Raw genomic sequence first — 19,957 nt, forward strand, 5'->3', positions numbered from 1 at the left:
GTTCTTCCCTTGTCTCTTATTTGCTGAGCAGTTCTTTGATCATCGGCCAGGTCGCGAAATAGCTGATCAGCACAAAGATGCCGATGATCATCGCGAACGCGTAGTGGTAGATGAAGCCAGTCTGTGCCTTGCGCACCAGGCTGGAAACCCAGCCCACCAGCTTCCAGGACCCGTTGACCAGTGCACCGTCGATTATTTTTTCGTCGCCGCCCCTCCAGAGGCCGGTCCCCAGGGCGCGCGCGCCGCGCGCCAGCACTTTTTCATTGAACCAGTCCATGTAGTACTTGTTCTCAAGCAACACGTAGACCGGCTGGAAGACCCGCTTGATGGCGGCCGGCAGGGCCGGGTTGACCAGGTACATGTACCAGGCCGTGACCACGCCGGCCAGCGCCAGCCAGAAAGGTGCGGTCATCAGGCCGTGCAGCGCCATTTGCGCCGGGCCGTGGAACAGCGACGCGAGCTCGGCCATCGCCGGGTGCTTGTCGGCATCAACCGCAATCGCATCCTTGAGGAAATCGCCAAACAGCATGGGCTCGATAGCCATGAAACCGATGACCACCGAGGGGATGGCCAGCAACACCAATGGGGCAGTCACCACCCAGGGTGATTCGTGCGGCGCATGGTGGTCGCCATGGTGGCCGTGCCCGTGGTCGTCGTGATGCGCGTCGGGGTTCTGGTCAAACCGCTCCTTGCCGTGAAAGACCAGAAAGTACATGCGGAAGGAATAAAAGGCGGTGACAAAAACCCCGGCTAGCACCGCAAAGTGCGCGAAGCCCGATCCCGGCAAATGGCTCGCATGCACCGCTTCAATGATGCTGTCCTTGGAGTAAAAACCGGCAAACAAAGGGGTGCCGATCAACGCCAGCGAACCCAAAAGCGCGGTGATCCAGGTAATGGGCATGTACTTGCGCAGACCGCCCATCCAGCGAATGTCCTGGTTGTGGTGCACGCCCATGATGACCGAGCCTGCAGCCAGAAACAACAAGGCCTTGAAGAAGGCGTGGGTCATCAGGTGAAACACCGCCACCGAATAGGCGGAGGCTCCCAGCGCGACCGTCATGTAGCCTAGCTGCGACAGCGTCGAGTAAGCCACCACGCGTTTGATGTCGTTCTGGATGATGCCGAGAAATCCCATGAACAACGCGGTGATGGCGCCAATCACCATGATGAAGCTCAGCGCTGTGTCGCTCAGCTCGAACAACGGTGACATGCGGGCCACCATGAAGATGCCGGCTGTCACCATCGTGGCGGCGTGGATCAGTGCAGAAATCGGTGTTGGGCCTTCCATGGAGTCAGGCAGCCAGACATGCAGGGGAAACTGGGCTGACTTGCCCATAGCGCCTATGAACAGGCAGATGCAGATCACGGTGATCAGCATCCAGTCGGTGCCCGGAAGGTTGAGCTTGGCGATTTCTCCCGACTTGGCAAAAACTTCGGTGTAGTTAAGGCTGCCAGCGTAAGCGGCGAGCAGGCCAATGCCCAGGATGAAGCCAAAGTCGCCCACACGGTTGACCAGGAAGGCCTTCATATTGGCAAAAATAGCGGTTGGTTTGTTGAACCAGAAACCGATCAGCAGGTAAGACACCAGGCCCACGGCCTCCCAGCCGAAGAACAATTGCAGCATGTTGTTGCTCATGACGAGCATCAGCATGGAGAAGGTGAACAGCGAGATGTAGGCAAAGAAGCGGTTGTAGCCCTCGTCCTCTTCCATGTAGCCAATAGTGTAAACGTGCACCATGAGCGATACAAAAGTCACCACACACATCATCATCGCTGTCAGGCCGTCCACGAGGAAACCGATTTCCATCTTCAGGCCGCCGACCACCATCCAGGTGTAGAGAGTTTCGTTGAAGCGCGCGCCGTCCATCGCCACGCTTTTGAGCGTCATCGCGGAGATGACAAAAGCGACCAGCACACCCAGGATGGTCAACGTGTGCGACAGGCGGCGGCCAATCCAGTTGCCGCCAAAGGTCGTGCCAAAAATACCGGCGAGCAAAGCGCCCGCCAGAGGTGCCAGGGGAACAGCCAGCAGGGTGGCGGCGTTGAGGGTGGATGCCATATCAGATTACTTTCGCCAAGCAAGTTGCGCAGGCAAACAGGGAAGCCATGCCAGGGCCGCCACGGAGCCGGCTTTGCCGGGCCGTCAGCGGCGCCCCCTTGAGGGGGAGGCGGCTGAAAGCCGCGTCGGGGGGGAGCGTCATCATCATCCCTTGAGCGTGTTGAGTTCGTCCACGTTGATGCTGGACTTGTTGCGGAACAGCAGCACGAGGATGGCCAGGCCAATGGCCGATTCGGCAGCGGCCACGGTCAGGATGAAAAACACGAAAATCTGGCCGGCCATGTCATTGAGGTAATACGAGAAGGCCACAAAGTTCATGTTGACCGCCAGCAGCATCAGTTCGATGGCCATCAGCAACACGATCAGGTTTTTGCGGTTCAGGAAAATGCCGATCACCGACAGCGCAAACAGGATGGCGCCCAAGGTCAGGTAATGTCCCAATGTGACCATCATGCTTTGTCCTCGGTAACTGTGGCCACGGGTGCTGCGACCGTTGGCTGGATCTTGACCAGGCGGACCCGGTCTCCGGGCTTGACGCGAATCTGGTCGGCCGGGTTGATGTTTTTGGAGTCCTTGCGCTCACGCAGGGTCAAGGCAATGGCAGCAATGATGGCCACCAGCAAAATCACCGCGGCGATTTCCAGCGGGTAGAGGTACTCTGAATAAAGCACCTTGCCGAGCTCCTTGGTGTTGGATACCTGCGCAGCGGCCTCCCCCGCCAGTGCGACCGCAGGCTTGGGTTCCTGGCCGGGACGGAACCCGCCTATCAGCACAGCCGCCATTTCAAGCGCGATCAAGGCCCCGACAGTGGCAGCCAGCGGAAAATGCTTCCAGAAGTTCTTGCGAACACCGTCCATGTTGACATCGAGCATCATCACGACAAACAGGAAAAGCACCATGACAGCGCCGACGTAGACCAGCACCAGCGCGATCGCCAGGAACTCGGCTTTCAGCAGGATCCAGATGGCCGCCGCCTGAAAAAATGCGAGCACCAGGTACAGGGCGGCATGCACGGGGTTGCGTGCAGTGATCACCTTGAAGGCTGCAACCAGCAGCACCAGGGCGAAGACATAAAAAAGACCTGTTTTAGCGTCCATGTTCTGCGAATCTTTCTTGAGCCAACAAGGAGGGGGTCATGTCAGCGGTACTTGGCATCGACGGCACGGGCAGCGGCGATTTCTTTTTCGTAACGGTCACCGACGGCCAGCAGCATGTCCTTGGTGAAATACAGGTCGCCACGTTTTTCGCCGTGGTACTCGAAGATATGGGTCTCGACGATGGCGTCCACCGGGCAGCTTTCCTCGCAGAAGCCGCAAAAAATGCACTTGGTCAGGTCAATGTCGTAACGCGAAGTCCGGCGGCTGCCGTCTTCGCGCACGTCAGACTCGATGGTGATGGCCAGGGCCGGACACACCGCCTCGCACAGCTTGCAGGCAATGCAGCGCTCTTCGCCGTTTTCGTACCGGCGCAGCGCGTGCAGGCCACGGAAACGCGGGCTCAAGGGAGTTTTTTCTTCAGGAAACTGGATCGTGATCTTGCGCTTGAACATGTACTTGCCGGTCAGGGCCATGCCCTTGAACAGCTCGGCCAACATGAAGCTGGAGAGGAAGTCTTTGACGGCGGCGGCGGACATAAATCAGATTCCTGCAGAAATAAGGCGCGCACAGAGGTTCTTCAAACCAGCCGGGGGCGCGGAACCGGCTTTGCCGGGCCGCAGGCGCAGCGGCCCCCTCGGGGCTGGTGCCTGCGGCTCCAACCCTGCTTGAGCAGGCTTGGACAGGCGCCAGAAGCGAAGCCTCTGGCGAGCGGCGGCCTGCAAGGTGCAGAGCGCTACACGAAGTGAGCGAACGTGGGGGCTCATCAATTTTTCGCCGGGCTGCCCCAAGGAAAAATGCGGCCCCTCGGGGGGCAGCGCATTACACGAAGTGAAAAGCGTGGGGGCCATATTCATTTCCAGATGTTGTAAGGGGTCTGCATCCAGGCCCCGACGACCACCAGCCAGACCAGGGTCACGGGGATGAAGATCTTCCAGCCCAGGCGCATGATCTGGTCGTAGCGGAACCGCGGGAAGGTGGCACGCACCCACAGAAACATGGTCACGACAACAAAGGTCTTGGCGCCCAGCCAGATCCAGCCGGGAATGAAGGACAGGAACTCGAACGGGGGAAGCCAGCCACCCAGGAACAGGATCACAGCCAGAATCGCAACCAGCCACATATTGGCGTATTCCGCCAGGAAGAACATGGCAAACGCCATGCCGGAGTATTCGACCATGTGGCCAGCCACAATTTCGGATTCACCCTCGACCACGTCGAAAGGATGGCGGTTGGTTTCGGCCAGGCCCGAGATGAAGAACACGACAAAGATCGGCAGCAATGGCAACCAGTTCCATGACAGGAAATTCATGCCGTAACCCACGCCCATGCCCTTGGCCTGACCCATCACGATGTCGGTCATGTTCAAGCTGGCCGACACCATCAGCACCACCACCAGGCAAAAGCCCATCGCGATCTCGTAGCTGACCATTTGCGCCGAAGCACGCATGGCGCCGAGGAAGGCATATTTGGAGTTGGATGCCCAGCCGGCAATGATGACGCCGTAAACCTCCAGGGAGGTGATGGCCATCAGGAACAACAGGCCGGCATTGATATTAGCCAGCGCCACGTCCGGCCCAAAAGGAATCACCGCCCACGCGGCCAACGCCGGCATGATGGTCATGATGGGGCCGAGCACAAACAGGCCTTTGCTGGCAGCCGTCGGGATGATGATTTCCTTGGTGAGCAGCTTGAGCGCATCGGCAATCGGCTGCAGCAGGCCCAGGGGTCCCACCCGGTTCGGCCCCAGGCGGATCTGGGTAAAACCAATGGCCTTGCGTTCCCATAGCGTCAGGTAGGCCACACAGCCCATCAGCGGAAGCAACACGCAAATGATCTTGATCAGCGTCCACACCACGGGCCAGACGGTGCCGGGCCAGATGCCGCCCATCAACCCCTGGCCAAAGCCAAAAACGGTGTCAATCATGCAGCCACCCCTTCAAGAGCAGCAGCCTGCCGCGCATCGGCAGTGAGTTGCAGCGATGTCGCCCGCCGCACCAGGCTGTCGAGCTGGTAAATGCTGGCCACTGCTGGCCGAACGCCCACTGTGGAAAGGTCAATGCCCGCTTCTGTGGTATTGCCCAGCCGGTCCGCCGGCACCTGTGCAGCGCCTGCGCCTGGCACCTGCTTGAGCACATCCTGCGAAGACTCGAAGTCAAAACCGGGTACATCCAGCAAGTTAGCCAGCACGCGAAGCACCTTCCAGGCCGGACGGGTTTCGCCCAGTGGCTTGACCACCGCATGGAAGCCTTGAACGCGGCCCTCGGCATTGATGAACGTACCGGACGTCTCGGTGAAAGGTGCGATCGGCAGCAACACGTCGCTGAACGCCATGTTGGCCTTGAACGGACTCAGGGTCACAACCATCTGCGCAGCATTGAGCGCCGCCTTGGCCGCGGCGCCCGCCGCTGAATCGAATTCAGGCTCCGTGTTGAGCAGCAATACAGCCTTCAGCTTGCCGGCCAGCATCTGCCCGGCGTTCAGACCCTTGTCGGCCGGCTGAGCGCCCGCCAGCTGAGCGCCCACCGTGTTGGCAGCTTCCGTCAGGTAACCCACACTGGCGCCAGTTTGCCCGGCAATCCAGTTGGCCAGCGCGAGCAGGCTGCCGGCGTTGGCATGGTGCGCAGCGGCATTGCCCAACAGGATGGCCTTACGCTCCCCACCCAGCAGGGACTTGGCGATGGCCTTTGCGGCGTCCGTCGCCTGGCCGGAGGCCGGTGCAGGCACACCCTTGTCGGCCGCAATCGCAGTAGCTACATCGGCCAGCGCCTGCGCCCAGACACCGGGTTCAGCCAGCAAAGCATTGGCAACGGGCATGGCCCAGGCGTCAGCAGAAGCCAGCTCCGCTACAGAATTAATAGCGCTCAGCGCGCAGCCCTTGCGGACAGACTGCCGGATCCGCTGCGCAAACAGCGGATGGTCCTTGCGCAGGTTGGAACCCACCACCAACACACGCTGCAGCTTCGACAGCGAAGCAATCGAGGTACCCAGCCAGCGCACACTACCCGCAGGCTTGAACTCGGCATGGCGCAAACGGTGGTCAATGTTGTCGCTGCCCAGGCCGCGCATCAGCGAGGCTGCCAGATACAACTCTTCCAACGTGCTGTGCGGGCTGGCCAGCGCGCCAATGCTGTCGGCACCGTGGTCGGCCTTGATCTGCTTCAGGCCGTTGGCCACGTATTCGAGCGCGGTCTGCCAGTTGACCGCTTTCCACTGGCCACCCTGCTTGAGCATGGGGCTGGTCAGGCGCTCGTCGCTGCCCAGGGCTTCGTAAGAGAAGCGGTCACGATCGGCAATCCAGCACTCGTTGACCTCTTCGTTTTCCAGAGGCACGACACGCATGACCTGGTTGTTCTTGACCTGGACAATCAGGTTGGCGCCAGTCGAGTCGTGCGGGCTGACTGATTTGCGGCGCGAGAGCTCCCAGGTGCGGGCGCTGTAGCGGAAAGGCTTGCTGGTCAACGCGCCCACCGGGCAGATATCGATCATGTTGCCAGAGAGCTCGGAATCCACCGACATGCCGACGAAGGTCTCGATCTCGGCGTGCTCACCGCGATGCGACATCCCAAGCTCCATCACGCCGGCGACTTCCTGGCCGAAGCGCACGCAACGGGTGCAATGGATGCAGCGGCTCATCTCTTCCATCGAGATCAGCGGGCCCACGTCCTTGTGGAAGACCACGCGCTTTTCTTCTTCGTAACGCGAACCACTGCCACCGTAGCCGACGGCGAGGTCTTGCAGCTGGCACTCGCCGCCCTGGTCGCAGATCGGGCAATCGAGCGGGTGGTTAATCAGCAAAAACTCCATCACGCCTTTTTGGGCCTTGATGGCTTTGTCGCTCTTGGTGTGCACAACCATGCCCTGCGTCACAGGCGTGGCGCAGGCCGGCATCGGCTTGGGCGCCTTCTCAATATCTACCAGGCACATGCGGCAATTGGCAGCGATGCTGAGCTTCTTGTGATAGCAGAAATGCGGAATGTAGGTGCCGACCTTTTCAGCTGCGTGCATCACCGTGCTGCCTTCGAGCACTTCCACTTTCTGGCCGTCGAGTTGTATTTCAACCATATGTATTTCTTTCCGCGATCAGGCTTGCAGGGAAGCCTGAACTGGGACGGTGGAGGCCGCAGGCGTTTGCGGCTTGATCATGGCCTCAAACTCATGACGGAAATGCTTGATCATGGCGCGCACCGGCATCGCCGCTGCGTCGCCCAGCGCGCAGATGGTGCGACCCTGGATGTTGTCAGCCACCGAGTTGAGCAGGTCCAGGTCGCTCTGGCGACCCTGCCCTTTGTGGATGCGGTCAACCACCCGCCACAGCCAGCCTGTGCCCTCGCGGCAGGGTGTGCACTGCCCGCAGGACTCATGCATGTAAAAGTAGGACAGGCGCTTGAGCGACTCGACCATGCAGCGGCTGTCGTCCATGACAATCACGGCCCCCGAGCCGAGCATGGAGCCGGCCTTGGCGATGGAGTCGTAGTCCATGGTGCATTCCATCATGATGGAGGCAGGCAGCACCGGCGCCGAGGAGCCGCCGGGAATCACCGCCTTGAGCGTATGACCCTTGCGCACGCCACCGGCGAGTTCGAGCAGTTTTGCAAACGGCGTACCCATCGGCACCTCATAGTTGCCAGGCAACTCAACGTCGCCCGACACCGAGTAAATCTTGGTGCCGCCGTTGTTGGGCTTGCCGCATTCGAGGTAGGCCTGCCCGCCATTGCGGATGATCCAGGGGACCGCCGCAAAGGTTTCGGTATTGTTGATGGTGGTCGGCTTGCCGTACAGGCCAAAGCTGGCGGGGAATGGCGGCTTGAAGCGTGGCTGGCCTTTTTTGCCCTCCAGCGACTCAAGCAAGGCGGTTTCTTCGCCACAGATGTAGGCGCCGAAACCATGCGAAGCATGCAGCTGGAAGCTGAAGGCGCTACCCAGGATTTTGTCGCCCAGCAAGCCGGCGGCGCGGGCTTCGTCCAGCGCCTCTTCAAAACGCTGATAGGTCGCAAAAATTTCACCGTGGATGTAGTTGTAGCCCACGCTGATGCCCATCGCATAGGCAGCAATCGCCATGCCTTCGATCACGCTGTGCGGGTTGTACTGCATGATGTCGCGGTCTTTGCATGTACCTGGCTCGCCCTCGTCCGAATTACAGACCAGGTACTTCTGGCCCGGGAACTGGCGTGGCATGAAACTCCACTTCAGACCCGTCGGAAAACCGGCGCCGCCACGGCCACGCAGGCTGCCGGCCTTGACCTCGGCGATCACCTGGTCCGGGGTCATGCCCGCGACGCTGGCGTCGCCTTCCGATTGATTGCCGTCCTTGCCAAGGATCTTGCGAAGCGCCTGGTAGCCGCCACGCGCCTCATAGTCCTTCAGGCGCCAGTTTCTGCCATCGAGGTCCGCCAGGATTTGCGGATTGATGTGCCTGCCGTGAAAGCAGGTCTGCACGCCGGTGGCGGCGAATTCCGACAGCACGTTTTGCGCTGCGGCATTGTTTGGATTGCTGGAAAGCGTCATGGTTGTTTCGCTGCGGCTGAGGTGAGGCCATCGACCAGCTGGTCCAGCTTCTCGTTGCTCATGAAGCTGCACATCGTGAGGTCGTTGACCAGGACCACAGGAGAGTCGGCGCAGGCACCCAGGCACTCGGACTGCTGCAGCGTGAACAAACCGTCTGCGGTGGTCCCGCCCATGGTGATGCCCAGCCTGTGCTCCAGGTGTTTGAGTGCCCTGGCGCCATCCCGCAACTGGCACGGCAGGTTGGTGCAGACATTGAGCTTGTAAGTGCCCACCGGCCGCTGGTTGTACATGTTGTAAAAGGTGGTGACCTCGTGCACGGCGATCGGCGCCATGCCCAGGTAGTCGGCCACCAGCTTTTCGCTGTCCGCGCTGACAAAGCCCTGCTCTTCCTGCACGATGGTCAGGCAGGCCATCACGGCAGACTGCTTCTGGTCGGCCGGGTACTTGGCAACTTCGCGCGCGAAACGCGCCAGCGCCTGCGCTGAAAGCACGGGGGTACGCGTTGGGGTAGGTTCAGAAATCATGGTGGAAATCATCAGGTTTAGCGATCAATTTCACCAAACACGATATCCATCGTGCCGATGACGGCTACCGCGTCGGCAATCATGTGCCCGCGTGACATTTCGTCCATGGCTGCCAGGTGCGGGAAACCAGGCGGGCGGATTTTCAGGCGATAAGGCTTGTTGGCGCCGTCGCTGACGATGTAGATGCCGAACTCGCCCTTGGGGTGCTCCACCGCAGCATAAGCCTCGCCTTCGGGCACGTGGAAACCTTCGGTGAAGAGCTTGAAGTGATGGATCAGCTCTTCCATGTTGGACTTCATCGATTCGCGGTCGGGCGCAGCCACCTTGTGGTTGCTGGTGATGACCGGGCCGGGATTCACACGCAGCCAGTCAATGCACTGCTTGATGATGCGGTTGGATTGGCGCATCTCTTCAATACGCACCAGGTAGCGGTCGTAGCAGTCGCCGGTTTTTCCGACTGGCACGTCGAAATCCATCTGGGCATACACGTCATAAGGCTGCTGCTTGCGCAAATCCCATGCGAAGCCTGAACCCCTGAGCATAGGGCCGGTAAAACCAAGGTTGAGCGCGCGTTCCGGCGAAACAACGCCGACACCGACGGTGCGCTGCTTCCAGATCCGGTTGTCGGTGAGCAGGGTCTCGTATTCGTCGACCAGCTTGGGGAACTTGGCCGTGAAGTCATCGATGAAGTCCAGCAAGGAGCCCTGGCGGTTTTCATTGAGGGCTTCAATGGCCTTGGCGTTCTTGATCTTGCTGACCCTGTACTGGGACATGGTCTCGGGCAGATCGCGGTAGACGCCGCCCGGACGAAAGTAGGCCGCGTGCATGCGGGCGCCGGAAACGGCCTCGTACATGTCGAACAGCGCCTCGCGCTCGCGGAAACAGTAAATCAGGATGTTCATCGCGCCACAGTCGAAACCATGCGCGCCCAGCCACAGCAGGTGGTTCAGCAGGCGCGTGATTTCGGAAAACATCACACGGATGTACTGCGCGCGCACCGGCACGTCTACGCCGATGAGTTTTTCAATGGCCAGGCAGTAGGCATGTTCGTTGGACATCATCGACACGTAGTCGAGGCGGTCCATGTAGGGCAGCGACTGGATGTAGGTCTTGCTCTCGGCGAGTTTCTCGGTCGCGCGGTGCAGCAGACCAATGTGCGGGTCGGCGCGCTGGATCACTTCGCCGTCAAGCTCCAGCACCAGACGCAGCACACCGTGCGCGGCCGGGTGCTGCGGCCCGAAGTTCAGTGTGTAGTTTTTGATTTCAGCCATGTTTAGTTCTGCTTTGGCTTGTCATGCCGGACTTGATCCGGCATCCATATTGGCGTTCCCGCCGCCGTGGATGCGGGTCAGGCCCGCAACGACAAATGGCCTATTGCAGCCCTCCGTAGTTGTCTTCGCGGATCACACGCGGCGTAATTTCGCGGGGCTCGATCGTCACCGGCTGATAAATCACACGTTTTTGTTCAGGGTCGTAGCGCATTTCCACGTGGCCGGTGGTCGGAAAATCCTTGCGGAAAGGGTGGCCGATAAAACCGTAGTCGGTCAGGATGCGGCGCAGGTCGTTGTGGCCTTCGAAAATGATGCCGAACAGGTCGAAGGCTTCGCGCTCAAACCAGTTGGCCGAGTTCCACACCTCATTGAGTGAGGCCACCACCGGAAAGTCGTCGTCATCGCAAAACACTTTGAGCCGCACGCGCTGGTTCAGGCTGATAGACAACAAATGCGTAGCGACGCAAAAGCGCCGTCCGTCGTAGCGGCCGTCGGCGTATTCAGAATAGTCGATGCCGCACAGGTCAACCAGCTGCTCGAACTGGCAGCCCTGGGTATCGCGCAGGACCAGCGCAGCAGCGAGGTAGTCGGGCGCAGCCACCACCACGGTGACCTCGCCGAATGCAACGGTCACACGTTTGGCTTTTTCGCCCAGAGCAGCGGTGAGCGTGTCTGCGATCTGCTCAGCAGAAGCGGGATGCAAGGGGCCCATCAAGCCCTCGCAATGGTGTTGGTACGGCGGATTTTCTGCTGTAACTGGATGATGCCGTAGATCAGCGCTTCGGCCGTGGGCGGGCAGCCCGGCACATAGACATCAACCGGCACAATGCGGTCGCAGCCGCGCACCACCGAATAACTGTAGTGGTAGTAGCCGCCGCCGTTGGCGCAGGAGCCCATGGAGAGCACCCAACGCGGCTCGGACATCTGGTCATACACCTTGCGCAGGGCCGGGCCCATCTTGTTGCACAGCGTGCCGGCCACGATCATCAGGTCGGACTGGCGCGGGCTGGGGCGAAACAGCATGCCGAAACGGTCCAGGTCGTAACGTGCCGCGCCGGCGTGCATCATCTCCACAGCGCAGCAAGCCAGACCAAAGGTCATTGGCCAGAGCGATCCGGTTTTGGCCCAATTGACCACCGAGTCGTAACTCGTGGTCATGAATCCCTCGTTAAAAACACCTTCAAGTGACATGCCCGTACCTTTGTGGCGGCAGCCCTGCTGCCGCTGAATCGTGGTTATCCCTATATGCTATTCCCAGTCCAGCGCGCCCTTTTTCCACTCGTAGACAAACCCCACGACCAAAATGCCCAGGAAAATCATCATGGACCAGAAACCGACCGCACCGATTTCCTTGAGCGCCACCGCCCAGGGAAACAGGAAGGCAATTTCGAGGTCGAAAAGAATGAAGAGGATGGCGACGAGGTAATACCGTACATCGAATTTCATGCGAGCATCTTCGAACGCTTCGAAGCCGCACTCATAGGGGGAATTTTTTTCGCTGTCCGGCCTGTGTGGCCCCAGCAGCCGTCCAAGCACCTGGGGCACAACGCCGACAACAACGCCGACCAGAACAAACAACAGGACGGGAAGGTATTGGTCGAGGTTCATCGTCAATTCAACTTCTGGAAGCTGCTTTACCTTGTGCCAGTTTGCAGTTCAAGGTGATCAGCCTCGCCTGCGCAGGAGTGATCATTGCCTGTAAATGGTGCGGACGGCGAGACTCGAACTCGCACAGCTTTCGCCACTACCCCCTCAAGATAGCGTGTCTACCAATTTCACCACGTCCGCGGTTTTTAACTGCCCGGATGGCATGAGGAACCTTGCGGTTTTGGCTTTCCGGGCAGTCTCAGAGTTTACCCTGAAATTGCGCCGCTCCCTGAGGGAAGCGGCTTGTTTAATCGCGCTATTTTGTCGGAATTTGACCTGCGTCAGGTTTGGTCGGCGAAGGCGGCACAGCAAGGTCGGGGGCCGCGGGTAATGGCGCTGAAGTTCCCGGAATCTGCGCAGCGCCCGATGCGGCTGGTGCCGGTACTGGCGCCGTCAACGCAGAACCTTCCAGCACACTGGTGCCGGTCTGCGGACGCGGGTTGCCAAAATAGGCCAGCGCCAGGGTGCAGGCAAAAAACACCGCAGCCAGCACGGCGGTGGTGCGCGACAGGAAGTTGGCACTGCCGCTGGCGCCAAACAGGCTCCCCGAGCCACCGCTGCCAAATGCAGCGCCCATGTCAGCGCCTTTGCCGTGCTGCACCAGAATCAGGCCAATCATGACGAGGGCAGTAATCATCTGGGTCGCCAGAAGAGCAGTTAACATCGCGTTCATATTTATTCCTAATTTAATAGCAACCTATGCCCATCAGGCGTTAGCTGCAGCAATAATCTTCAAAAAATCCGGGGCCTTGAGCGAAGCGCCGCCAATCAGGCCACCATCAATATCAGCCTGCGCCAGCAGCGACGCCGCATTGGACGCATTCATGCTGCCGCCGTACAAAATTTTCACGCGCGCGACCTGGTCGGTCGCAGCCTTGAGCTGCGTCCGCAGCACGGCATGTACCGCCTGCGCCTCTTCCGGCGTGGCTGTTTTGCCGGTGCCAATAGCCCAGACAGGCTCGTAGGCAAGCACGATTTCGCTGATGCAGTGGCCATTGGTGTGGATCACTGCCGCCAGCTGGCGTTTGACCACCTCGCCAGTCTGCCCTGCTTCGCGTTCGGCCAGCGTTTCACCGACGCAGACAATCGGCGTGATGCCTGCCGCCAGCGCGGCCTTGGCCTTGTCGGCCACCACGGCATCCGTTTCCCCGTGGTAATGACGCCGCTCGGAGTGACCCACGATGGCATAGCGGCAGCCAAACTCCTTGAGCATGGCCGCACTGACCTCGCCAGTGAACGCACCTGACTGCTGGCTGGAGACGTCCTGCGCGCCGAGGTCAATCCCCGACAAGACGGGCACGGCGGCAACCATGGCCTTGAACTGAGCCATATAAGGTGCCGGAACACACACGGCCACGGCACACGCCGGCTGCGCCGGCAGGCCTGCGGCGATGTCGCGCAGCAAGGCCTCATTGGCAGCCAGGTTGCCATTCATCTTCCAGTTTCCTGCGATCAGTTTTTTCATGGTGCCCCCATCTACCAGATCAAGACGATTTTGCCGATGTGCTGGTTGGACTCCATCAGCACATGGGCTTTGGCGGCATCGGCCGCAGCAAAGGTGCTGTGGATGACCGGCTTGATCTCACCCCTGGCCAGCAGTGGCCAAACCTTATCTTTAAGCGCAGCGGCAATTGCAACCTTGAACTCGAGCGGGCGTGGACGAAGGGTCGAACCGGTGATCGTCAGGCGCTTGCGCAGCACCAGACCGGCATTGAACTCGGCTTTGGTCCCGCCCTGCACCGCGATAAACACCAGGCGACCGTCCTCGGCCAGGCAGCCGATCTCGCTGGCGACATAACTGCCTGCCACCATGTCCAGAATCACATTCACGCCTTTTCCCCCGGTCAGCTTTTTGGCTTCTTCGGCGAAATCAGCGGTTTTGTAGTTGATCGCGTGGTCGGCTCCGAGTTTGAGGCACGCGGCGCACTTCTCGTCGCTTCCGGCCGTCACAATCACCGTCGCGCCCATGGCTTTGGCGATCTGGATGGCCGTCACGCCAATGCCGCTGGAGCCACCCTGGATCAGCAGGGTTTCGCCCTTTTGCAGACGCGCGCGGTCAAACACATTGCTCCAGACGGTGAAGAAGGTCTCGGGCAGCGAGGCCGCCTCGGTGTCGCTGAGCCCCTGCGGCACCGGCAGGCACTGCCCCACTGGCGCAACACACAGCTCGGCATAACCGCCGCCCGCCACCAGGGCACAGACACGGTCACCGACCTTCAGGCCGGCCTGCGCCATGGCCTGGTCATCGCCGCTGACAACCACACCCGCGACTTCCAGCCCTGGAATGTCCGATGCACCCGGCGGAACCGGGTAGTTGCCGGTACGCTGCAACACGTCTGGCCGGTTCACGCCGCTGGCACTCACGCGAATCAGCAACTCGCCGGCGCCCGGCACCGGGTCGGGGCGTTCGCCGAGACACAGAACGTCGGGCGCGCCATAGGAGGTTATTTCAACTGCTTTCATGGAATTTCCAGTCATTTGTAGCTCCAGCCCTCCGACGGGCGGGCGCTGGAAGCTACAGAATCAATAGCGAATCAACCCTGATCCTGGCCTTGGGACGGACGGTCCAGAAGCGCCTTCATGGACAGCTTGACGCGGCCTTTTTCATCGGTTTCCAGAACCTTGACTTTGATGATCTGGCCTTCCTTGAGATAGTCCGTGACCCGCTCAACGCGCTCATGGGCAATCTGGCTGATGTGCAGCAAACCGTCTTTGCCGGGCAGCAGATTGACCAGCGCGCCGAAGTCCAGGATCTTGGTGATCGCGCCTTCGTAAACCTTGCCGATTTCGACTTCGGCGGTGATCTCGGCGATGCGGCGCTTGGCCTCATCAGCCTTGGTGCTGTCGTTCGACGCGATGGTGATGGTGCCGTCTTCCTCGATGTTGATCTGCGTGCCGGTTTCTTCGGTCAGCGCGCGAATGACGGCGCCGCCTTTACCGATCACGTCACGGATTTTCTCGGGGTTGATCTTCATCACGTACAGACGCGGCGCGAAGTCAGAGACCTCGGCCTTGGCTTCGCCCATGGCTTCCTGCATCTTGCCCAGGATGTGCATGCGGGCTTCCTTGGCCTGGGCCAATGCGACCTGCATGATTTCTTTCGTGATGCCCTGGATCTTGATATCCATCTGCAGCGCGGTGATACCGGCGGTGGTGCCGGCCACCTTGAAGTCCATGTCGCCGAGGTGATCTTCATCACCGAGGATGTCGGTCAGCACGGCAAAGCGGTTGTCGTCCTTGATCAGGCCCATGGCGATACCGGCCACGTGGGCTTTCATCGGCACGCCGGCGTCCATCAGCGACAGGCAGCCGCCGCAGACCGACGCCATCGAGGAGGAACCGTTGGACTCGGTGATCTCGCTGACCACACGCATGGTGTACGGAAATTCTTCCTTGGTCGGCAGCACAGCGATCAGCGCGCGCTTGGCCAGACGGCCGTGACCGATTTCGCGGCGTTTTGGCGAACCCACGCGGCCGGTTTCGCCGGTGGCGAACGGAGGCATGTTGTAGTGCAGCATGAAGCGGTCTTCGTAGTCACCCGACAGTGCGTCGATGCGCTGCGCGTCGCGCTCGGTGCCCAGCGTGGTCACGACCAGCGCCTGGGTTTCACCGCGTGTGAACAGGGCCGAGCCGTGGGTGCGGGGCAGCACGCTGTTGCGGATTTCAATGGCGCGTACGGTGCGCGTGTCGCGGCCGTCGATGCGCGGCTCGCCGGCCAGAATCTGGCTGCGGACGATTTTGGCTTCGATGTCGAACAACATGCCTTCAACAGCGACGCCATCAAACACTGTGCCGTCGGCCTTGAGCGCGGCCATGACTTCAGAAGTCACGACGCGGCAAGCCTGGGTACGGGCCTGTTTGGCGCGGATCTGATAAGCCGCCTGCAGCTTGGCGGCGGCCAGCTCGTTGACCTTGGCGATCAGCGGCTCGTCCTTGGCTGGCGCCTGCCAGGCCCAAACCGGTTTGCCGGCGTCACGGACCAGCTCGTGAATCACGTTGATGGCGATGTTGCCCTGCTCATGGCCAAACACCACGGCGCCCAGCATGATTTCTTCGGACAGTTGCTTGGCTTCGGACTCGACCATCAGCACGGCGGCTTCGGTGCCGGCCACGACCAGGTCCATGGTGGAGTCCTTGAGCTGGGTCTTGCCGGGGTTGAGCACGTACTGGCCGTCGATGTAAGCAACGCGTGCGGCACCGATGGGGCCGTTGAACGGGATGCCGGAAATCGACAGCGCCGCGCTCGAAGCGATCAGTGCGGGAATGTCGCCTTCAACTTCGGGATTGAGCGACAACACGTGAATGACAACCTGCACTTCGTTGAAGAAGCCTTCAGGGAACAGCGGGCGGATCGGGCGATCAATCAGGCGCGAGGTCAGCGTTTCGAATTCGCTGGGGCGGCCTTCACGCTTGAAGAAGCTGCCGGGAATACGACCGGCGGCGTAGGTTTTTTCGAGGTAATCGACGGTCAGGGGAAAGAAGTCCTGGCCGGGCTTGGCATCCGCCTTGGCGACCACGGTGGCCAGCACCACGGTGCCGTCCATGTCAACGATGACAGCGCCGCCGGACTGGCGGGCGATTTCGCCGGTTTCCATCGTGACCTTGTGCTGGCCCCACTGGAAAGACTTGGTGACTTTGTTGAAAATGCTCATGTTTTTTCTCCACTAGTTCCGAGCGCTTGAGGCAGCGCTTGAGGCCCGGAGAGTCGGCTGCTGAACACGATGCCATTCCACAAAAACTGCCTGCAGGCCAGGGCTTTTCTTGTGGAATGACACAGCGCGTGATCGTTTTGCCTTGCTCCGAAGTAAAAAGCGCCTGAGCTAGTGAACTAACTCAGGCGCTTCCTGTTGGTTTTACCGATTACTTACGCAGGCCAAGTTTGGCAATCAGCGCAACATAACGGGCCGCATCCTTGGACTTCAGGTAGTCCAGCAGCTTGCGGCGGCGGCTCACCATGCGCAGCAGACCGCGGCGACCGTGGTGATCCTTGGCATGGGTCTTGAAATGGGGCATCAACTCGTTGATGCGGCCGGTCAACAGGGCCACTTGAACTTCTGGGCTGCCGGTGTCGCCAACCGCGCGTGCGTTGGACTGGACAATCTCGGCCTTGATGGATTTCTCGATCATGGATTTTTCCTTGTGTAACTTGCGAGCGGACCAGTGTTCCCGAAGTGGGACTTGACCGGAGCCGTCGTGTTCTGCAGCACGTGTCCTGTGAGAAACACGCCGCTTTAGCGCAGAGCCTTGGATTATAGCCCAGGAGGCCCACCTCTCCGTCAGGCCGTCGCCAGCCAGCCCCTCAGGCGGCTGACGCCCTCGCCCAACCTGGCCGGGTCCTGACTCGCAAAGCACCAGCGCAGCCAGCCCTGCATGGCCGGCGATGGGTCTGAACTAAAGGCATTGCCCGGCGCCAGGCCCAGTCCGGCTTCCAGCACCAGCCGCTTCGCTATCTCAAAAGAGTCGCCCTGCCCCGCCAGCCTGAAAAACGCATACATACCGCCGGGCGCGGGGGACACTTCCACCCCGGGCAAAGCCTGCAGCAAAGGCACCAGCGTGTCGCGACAACGCTTGAGGTGGGCCACCACCTGCGGCGTGACCTCCTCGGTGCGCTGCAGCGCCACAACGCCGGCGCGCTGGATGAAAACCGGCGCGCAGGAAGTGTTGAACTCGATCAGTTTGCCCAGGTGGGTTGTGGCCGCCTTTGGCAGCACCAGCCAGCCGAGCCGCCAGCCGGTCATCAGGAAACTCTTGGAAAAGCTGTGGGCAACCATCAGCCTGTCGTCCAGCAAGGCGATGTCCAGAAAACTGGGGGCGCAACCGTTTGGCGACTTTTCGTAATACAGGCGCTCGTAGACCTCGTCAGCAAGGATCCAGGTGCCCGTCTTTCGACAATGCGCCAGCAGCACTTCCTGCTCGGCGCAGCTCAAGGTCCAGCCGGTCGGATTGTTCGGCGAGTTGACAATCAACAGTTTGGTGCGCGAGGTGACGGCTGACAGCAGTTCATCCATGTCGAGCCGCCACTGCCCGTCCACCGGCCTGAGGCTGACGCAGCGCACCTGCGCGCCCATGATGGCCGGCTGCGCGGTCAGGTTGGGCCAAACCGGCGTGACCACCACCACCTCATCGCCTGCATCCACCACCGCCTGCACCGCCAGCATCAGCGCATTGACACCGCCCGAGGTGACGGCAATCCTGTCAGCACCGACAGGCGCCGCCCCCTCGCAGCGCAGCGCGCTGCAATACGCGGCGATGGCTTCGCGCAGCTCTGGCAGTCCGAGGTTGTGCGCGTAAAAGGTTTCACCCTCATTCAGCGAGCGCGCTGCCGCTTCACGGATAAAGGCTGGCGTGACTTCGTCGCTTTCGCCGAACCAGAACTTGAGCACATCGCTGCGGCCCATGCCCGCATTGGCGACCTGCCGGATCAGGGACTCTTCAAGATCAAGGACAACCTGTCGCATGGCAAAACCTTTCAGGGCCGAATCATCTTGCAGCTGTGCGGCTGCTCGGCGCGCGCCGCCGCGATGGTTTTGATCACACGAAAACCATAGCCCGAACCCTCGACATCAAACTTCACGCCGGGCGTTCCCTGCCGGTCCATCACAGCCACCAGCAAGGGCTGCTGGAACTGGTGGTCAGCACGGCGCATGACACCTGTGTGCCCGGCAAACAGCACGGTCGCTTTTTCCATCTGCGCGGCGACCGACGCGGCGTCAGTGGCACCGGCTTTTTCGATGCTTTGCACCAGCGCCTCAACCATCAACTGCATGCGCATGTGCACATAGTCATCCTTTGGATTGGGAAAGCGCTGGCGGAAAGACTGGTAAAAGGTTTCGGACGGTGCGCCCACCGCGTTCGGAAACCAGTCCGCCACCGCAATCACTTTGCCGATACCGGCATCCCCCACGGCGGCCGGCACACCCAGGGCATTGCCATAGAAGGTGTAGAACTTACCCTCAAAACCGACGTCTTTCGACGCCTTCACAAGCAGCGTCAGGTCGTTGCCCCAATTGCCGGTCAGCACGGCCTGCGCGCCGCTGGCCTTGATTTTTGCGGCGTAGGGCAGAAAGTCCTTGACTCTTCCCATCGGGTGCAGCTCGTCGCCGACGATTTGCATGTCCGGGCGCTGGATACCGAGCTGCTTGCGCGCTTCCCGCAGCACGGCCTGCCCAAAACTGTAGTCCTGGCCAATCAGATAAATGCTTTTTAGCGCCCTGTCGTCCTTGAGCACGTCCATCAAGGCCGCCATGCGCATGTCGGCATGCGCATCAAAACGGAAGTGCCAGTAGCTGCATTTTTCATTGGTCAACACAGGATCGACCGCCGAGTAATTCATGAACAGGACCCGCTTGGCGGGGTCGCGCTCGTTGTGCTTGTTGATCGCGTCGATCAGCGCTGCGGCCGTGGCCGACGAATTACCCTGGGTCACCAGCGTGATGCCGTCGTCCAGCGCCGAGCGAAGCGCTGACAGGGCCTCTTCGTTTTGGCCTTTGCTGTCGTAACGCTCGAACACCAGCGGGCGGTTGCCGCCAGGCAGCTTGATGCCGCCCCGCTCATTGACCCGCTCGGCCGCCCACGCCAGGTTGCGAAACACCGCTTCGCCGGTGTTGGCAAAAGGCCCGGACAGACTCTCGATCAGGGCCACACGCACAGCCGGCTGGGTTGCTGCCGGCTGCTGGGAAAACACGGCGGGTGACAGCAGGCAGGCGCTGGCCGATAGGGTCAGCGCCCCGCGTTTCAAGAGCTGAGGGCTAAAAAAATACATGCAAAAATTTCCTTGAAATACCCCGCAACACGCCTACTTGCTGAGCATGCGGCAATCACGGTTGAGAGCCGCGAAGTGTAGGGGAAAACTCC

19 protein-coding genes and 1 tRNA gene are annotated in these 19,957 nt (G+C 60.5%); all 20 read right to left on the bottom strand.

The window, feature by feature from the left end; all coding sequences use genetic code 11:
- Positions 1–16 precede the first annotated feature (16 nt).
- Entirely contained in the window at positions 17–2,059 is a 2,043-nt protein-coding gene (nuoL, locus tag ACESMT_RS05730) for an NADH-quinone oxidoreductase subunit L (RefSeq protein WP_372825616.1), read from the bottom strand.
- Between the two features lie 144 nt (positions 2,060–2,203).
- Entirely contained in the window at positions 2,204–2,512 is a 309-nt protein-coding gene (gene nuoK, locus ACESMT_RS05735; RefSeq protein ID WP_372825617.1) for an NADH-quinone oxidoreductase subunit NuoK, read from the bottom strand.
- Entirely contained in the window at positions 2,509–3,156 is a 648-nt protein-coding gene (locus ACESMT_RS05740) for an NADH-quinone oxidoreductase subunit J (RefSeq protein WP_372825618.1), read from the bottom strand. Before ACESMT_RS05740 ends, nuoK begins: the two co-directional genes overlap by 4 nt.
- 41 nt (positions 3,157–3,197) lie before the next feature.
- Positions 3,198–3,692 (bottom strand): NADH-quinone oxidoreductase subunit NuoI, encoded by a 495-nt coding sequence (gene nuoI, locus ACESMT_RS05745; RefSeq protein ID WP_372825619.1) that lies wholly within the window; start codon positions 3,690–3,692, stop codon positions 3,198–3,200.
- A gap of 314 nt (positions 3,693–4,006) precedes the next feature.
- Positions 4,007–5,080 carry an NADH-quinone oxidoreductase subunit NuoH gene (gene nuoH / locus ACESMT_RS05750; RefSeq protein WP_372825620.1) on the bottom strand — a complete coding sequence of 358 codons (1,074 nt, stop codon included), beginning with the start codon at positions 5,078–5,080 and terminating at the stop codon, positions 4,007–4,009.
- On the bottom strand, positions 5,077–7,218 hold the full coding sequence (gene nuoG / locus ACESMT_RS05755; RefSeq protein WP_372825621.1) for an NADH-quinone oxidoreductase subunit NuoG: 2,142 nt from the start codon (positions 7,216–7,218) through the stop codon (positions 5,077–5,079). The genes nuoH and nuoG overlap by 4 nt, the downstream gene beginning before the upstream one ends.
- 18 nt (positions 7,219–7,236) lie before the next feature.
- Positions 7,237–8,661: an NADH-quinone oxidoreductase subunit NuoF gene (gene nuoF / locus ACESMT_RS05760; protein WP_372825622.1), complete on the bottom strand. Its 1,425-nt coding sequence runs from the start codon at positions 8,659–8,661 to the stop codon at positions 7,237–7,239.
- Positions 8,658–9,185 carry an NADH-quinone oxidoreductase subunit NuoE gene (gene nuoE / locus ACESMT_RS05765; RefSeq protein WP_372825623.1) on the bottom strand — a complete coding sequence of 176 codons (528 nt, stop codon included), beginning with the start codon at positions 9,183–9,185 and terminating at the stop codon, positions 8,658–8,660. The genes nuoF and nuoE overlap by 4 nt, the downstream gene beginning before the upstream one ends.
- Positions 9,186–9,202: 17 nt before the next feature.
- Complete coding sequence (locus tag ACESMT_RS05770; protein ID WP_372825624.1) at positions 9,203–10,456, bottom strand: NADH-quinone oxidoreductase subunit D; 1,254 nt, start codon at positions 10,454–10,456, stop codon at positions 9,203–9,205.
- 100 nt (positions 10,457–10,556) lie between these two features.
- Entirely contained in the window at positions 10,557–11,168 is a 612-nt protein-coding gene (locus ACESMT_RS05775; protein ID WP_372825625.1) for an NADH-quinone oxidoreductase subunit C, read from the bottom strand.
- Positions 11,168–11,647, bottom strand: coding sequence for an NADH-quinone oxidoreductase subunit B family protein (locus ACESMT_RS05780; protein ID WP_332776398.1), 480 nt, complete (start codon positions 11,645–11,647; stop codon positions 11,168–11,170). Before ACESMT_RS05780 ends, ACESMT_RS05775 begins: the two co-directional genes overlap by 1 nt.
- A gap of 57 nt (positions 11,648–11,704) precedes the next feature.
- Positions 11,705–12,064, bottom strand: coding sequence for an NADH-quinone oxidoreductase subunit A (locus ACESMT_RS05785; protein ID WP_372825626.1), 360 nt, complete (start codon positions 12,062–12,064; stop codon positions 11,705–11,707).
- Between the two features lie 95 nt (positions 12,065–12,159).
- Positions 12,160–12,244: transfer RNA gene (locus tag ACESMT_RS05790), tRNA-Leu, on the bottom strand.
- Between the two features lie 115 nt (positions 12,245–12,359).
- Positions 12,360–12,776: a preprotein translocase subunit SecG gene (secG, locus tag ACESMT_RS05795; RefSeq protein WP_372825627.1), complete on the bottom strand. Its 417-nt coding sequence runs from the start codon at positions 12,774–12,776 to the stop codon at positions 12,360–12,362.
- A 33-nt stretch (positions 12,777–12,809) separates the two neighbouring features.
- Positions 12,810–13,568 (bottom strand): triose-phosphate isomerase, encoded by a 759-nt coding sequence (tpiA, locus tag ACESMT_RS05800; RefSeq protein WP_372825628.1) that lies wholly within the window; start codon positions 13,566–13,568, stop codon positions 12,810–12,812.
- An 11-nt stretch (positions 13,569–13,579) separates the two neighbouring features.
- Entirely contained in the window at positions 13,580–14,566 is a 987-nt protein-coding gene (locus ACESMT_RS05805; RefSeq protein WP_372825629.1) for an NAD(P)H-quinone oxidoreductase, read from the bottom strand.
- Positions 14,567–14,637: 71 nt separating this feature from the next.
- Entirely contained in the window at positions 14,638–16,755 is a 2,118-nt protein-coding gene (gene pnp, locus ACESMT_RS05810; RefSeq protein WP_372825630.1) for a polyribonucleotide nucleotidyltransferase, read from the bottom strand.
- Between the two features lie 208 nt (positions 16,756–16,963).
- A complete protein-coding gene (gene rpsO, locus ACESMT_RS05815; RefSeq protein ID WP_348072115.1) occupies positions 16,964–17,230 on the bottom strand; it encodes a 30S ribosomal protein S15 in 267 nt (88 codons plus the stop codon).
- A gap of 149 nt (positions 17,231–17,379) precedes the next feature.
- On the bottom strand, positions 17,380–18,561 hold the full coding sequence (locus tag ACESMT_RS05820; protein WP_372825631.1) for a pyridoxal phosphate-dependent aminotransferase: 1,182 nt from the start codon (positions 18,559–18,561) through the stop codon (positions 17,380–17,382).
- A gap of 11 nt (positions 18,562–18,572) precedes the next feature.
- Complete coding sequence (locus ACESMT_RS05825; protein ID WP_372825632.1) at positions 18,573–19,865, bottom strand: branched-chain amino acid ABC transporter substrate-binding protein; 1,293 nt, start codon at positions 19,863–19,865, stop codon at positions 18,573–18,575.
- Between the last annotated feature and the right edge of the window lie 92 nt (positions 19,866–19,957).

It is taken from the genome of Polaromonas sp. (genome assembly GCF_041689105.1).
In the GTDB taxonomy this organism is placed as follows: domain Bacteria; phylum Pseudomonadota; class Gammaproteobacteria; order Burkholderiales; family Burkholderiaceae_C; genus Polaromonas.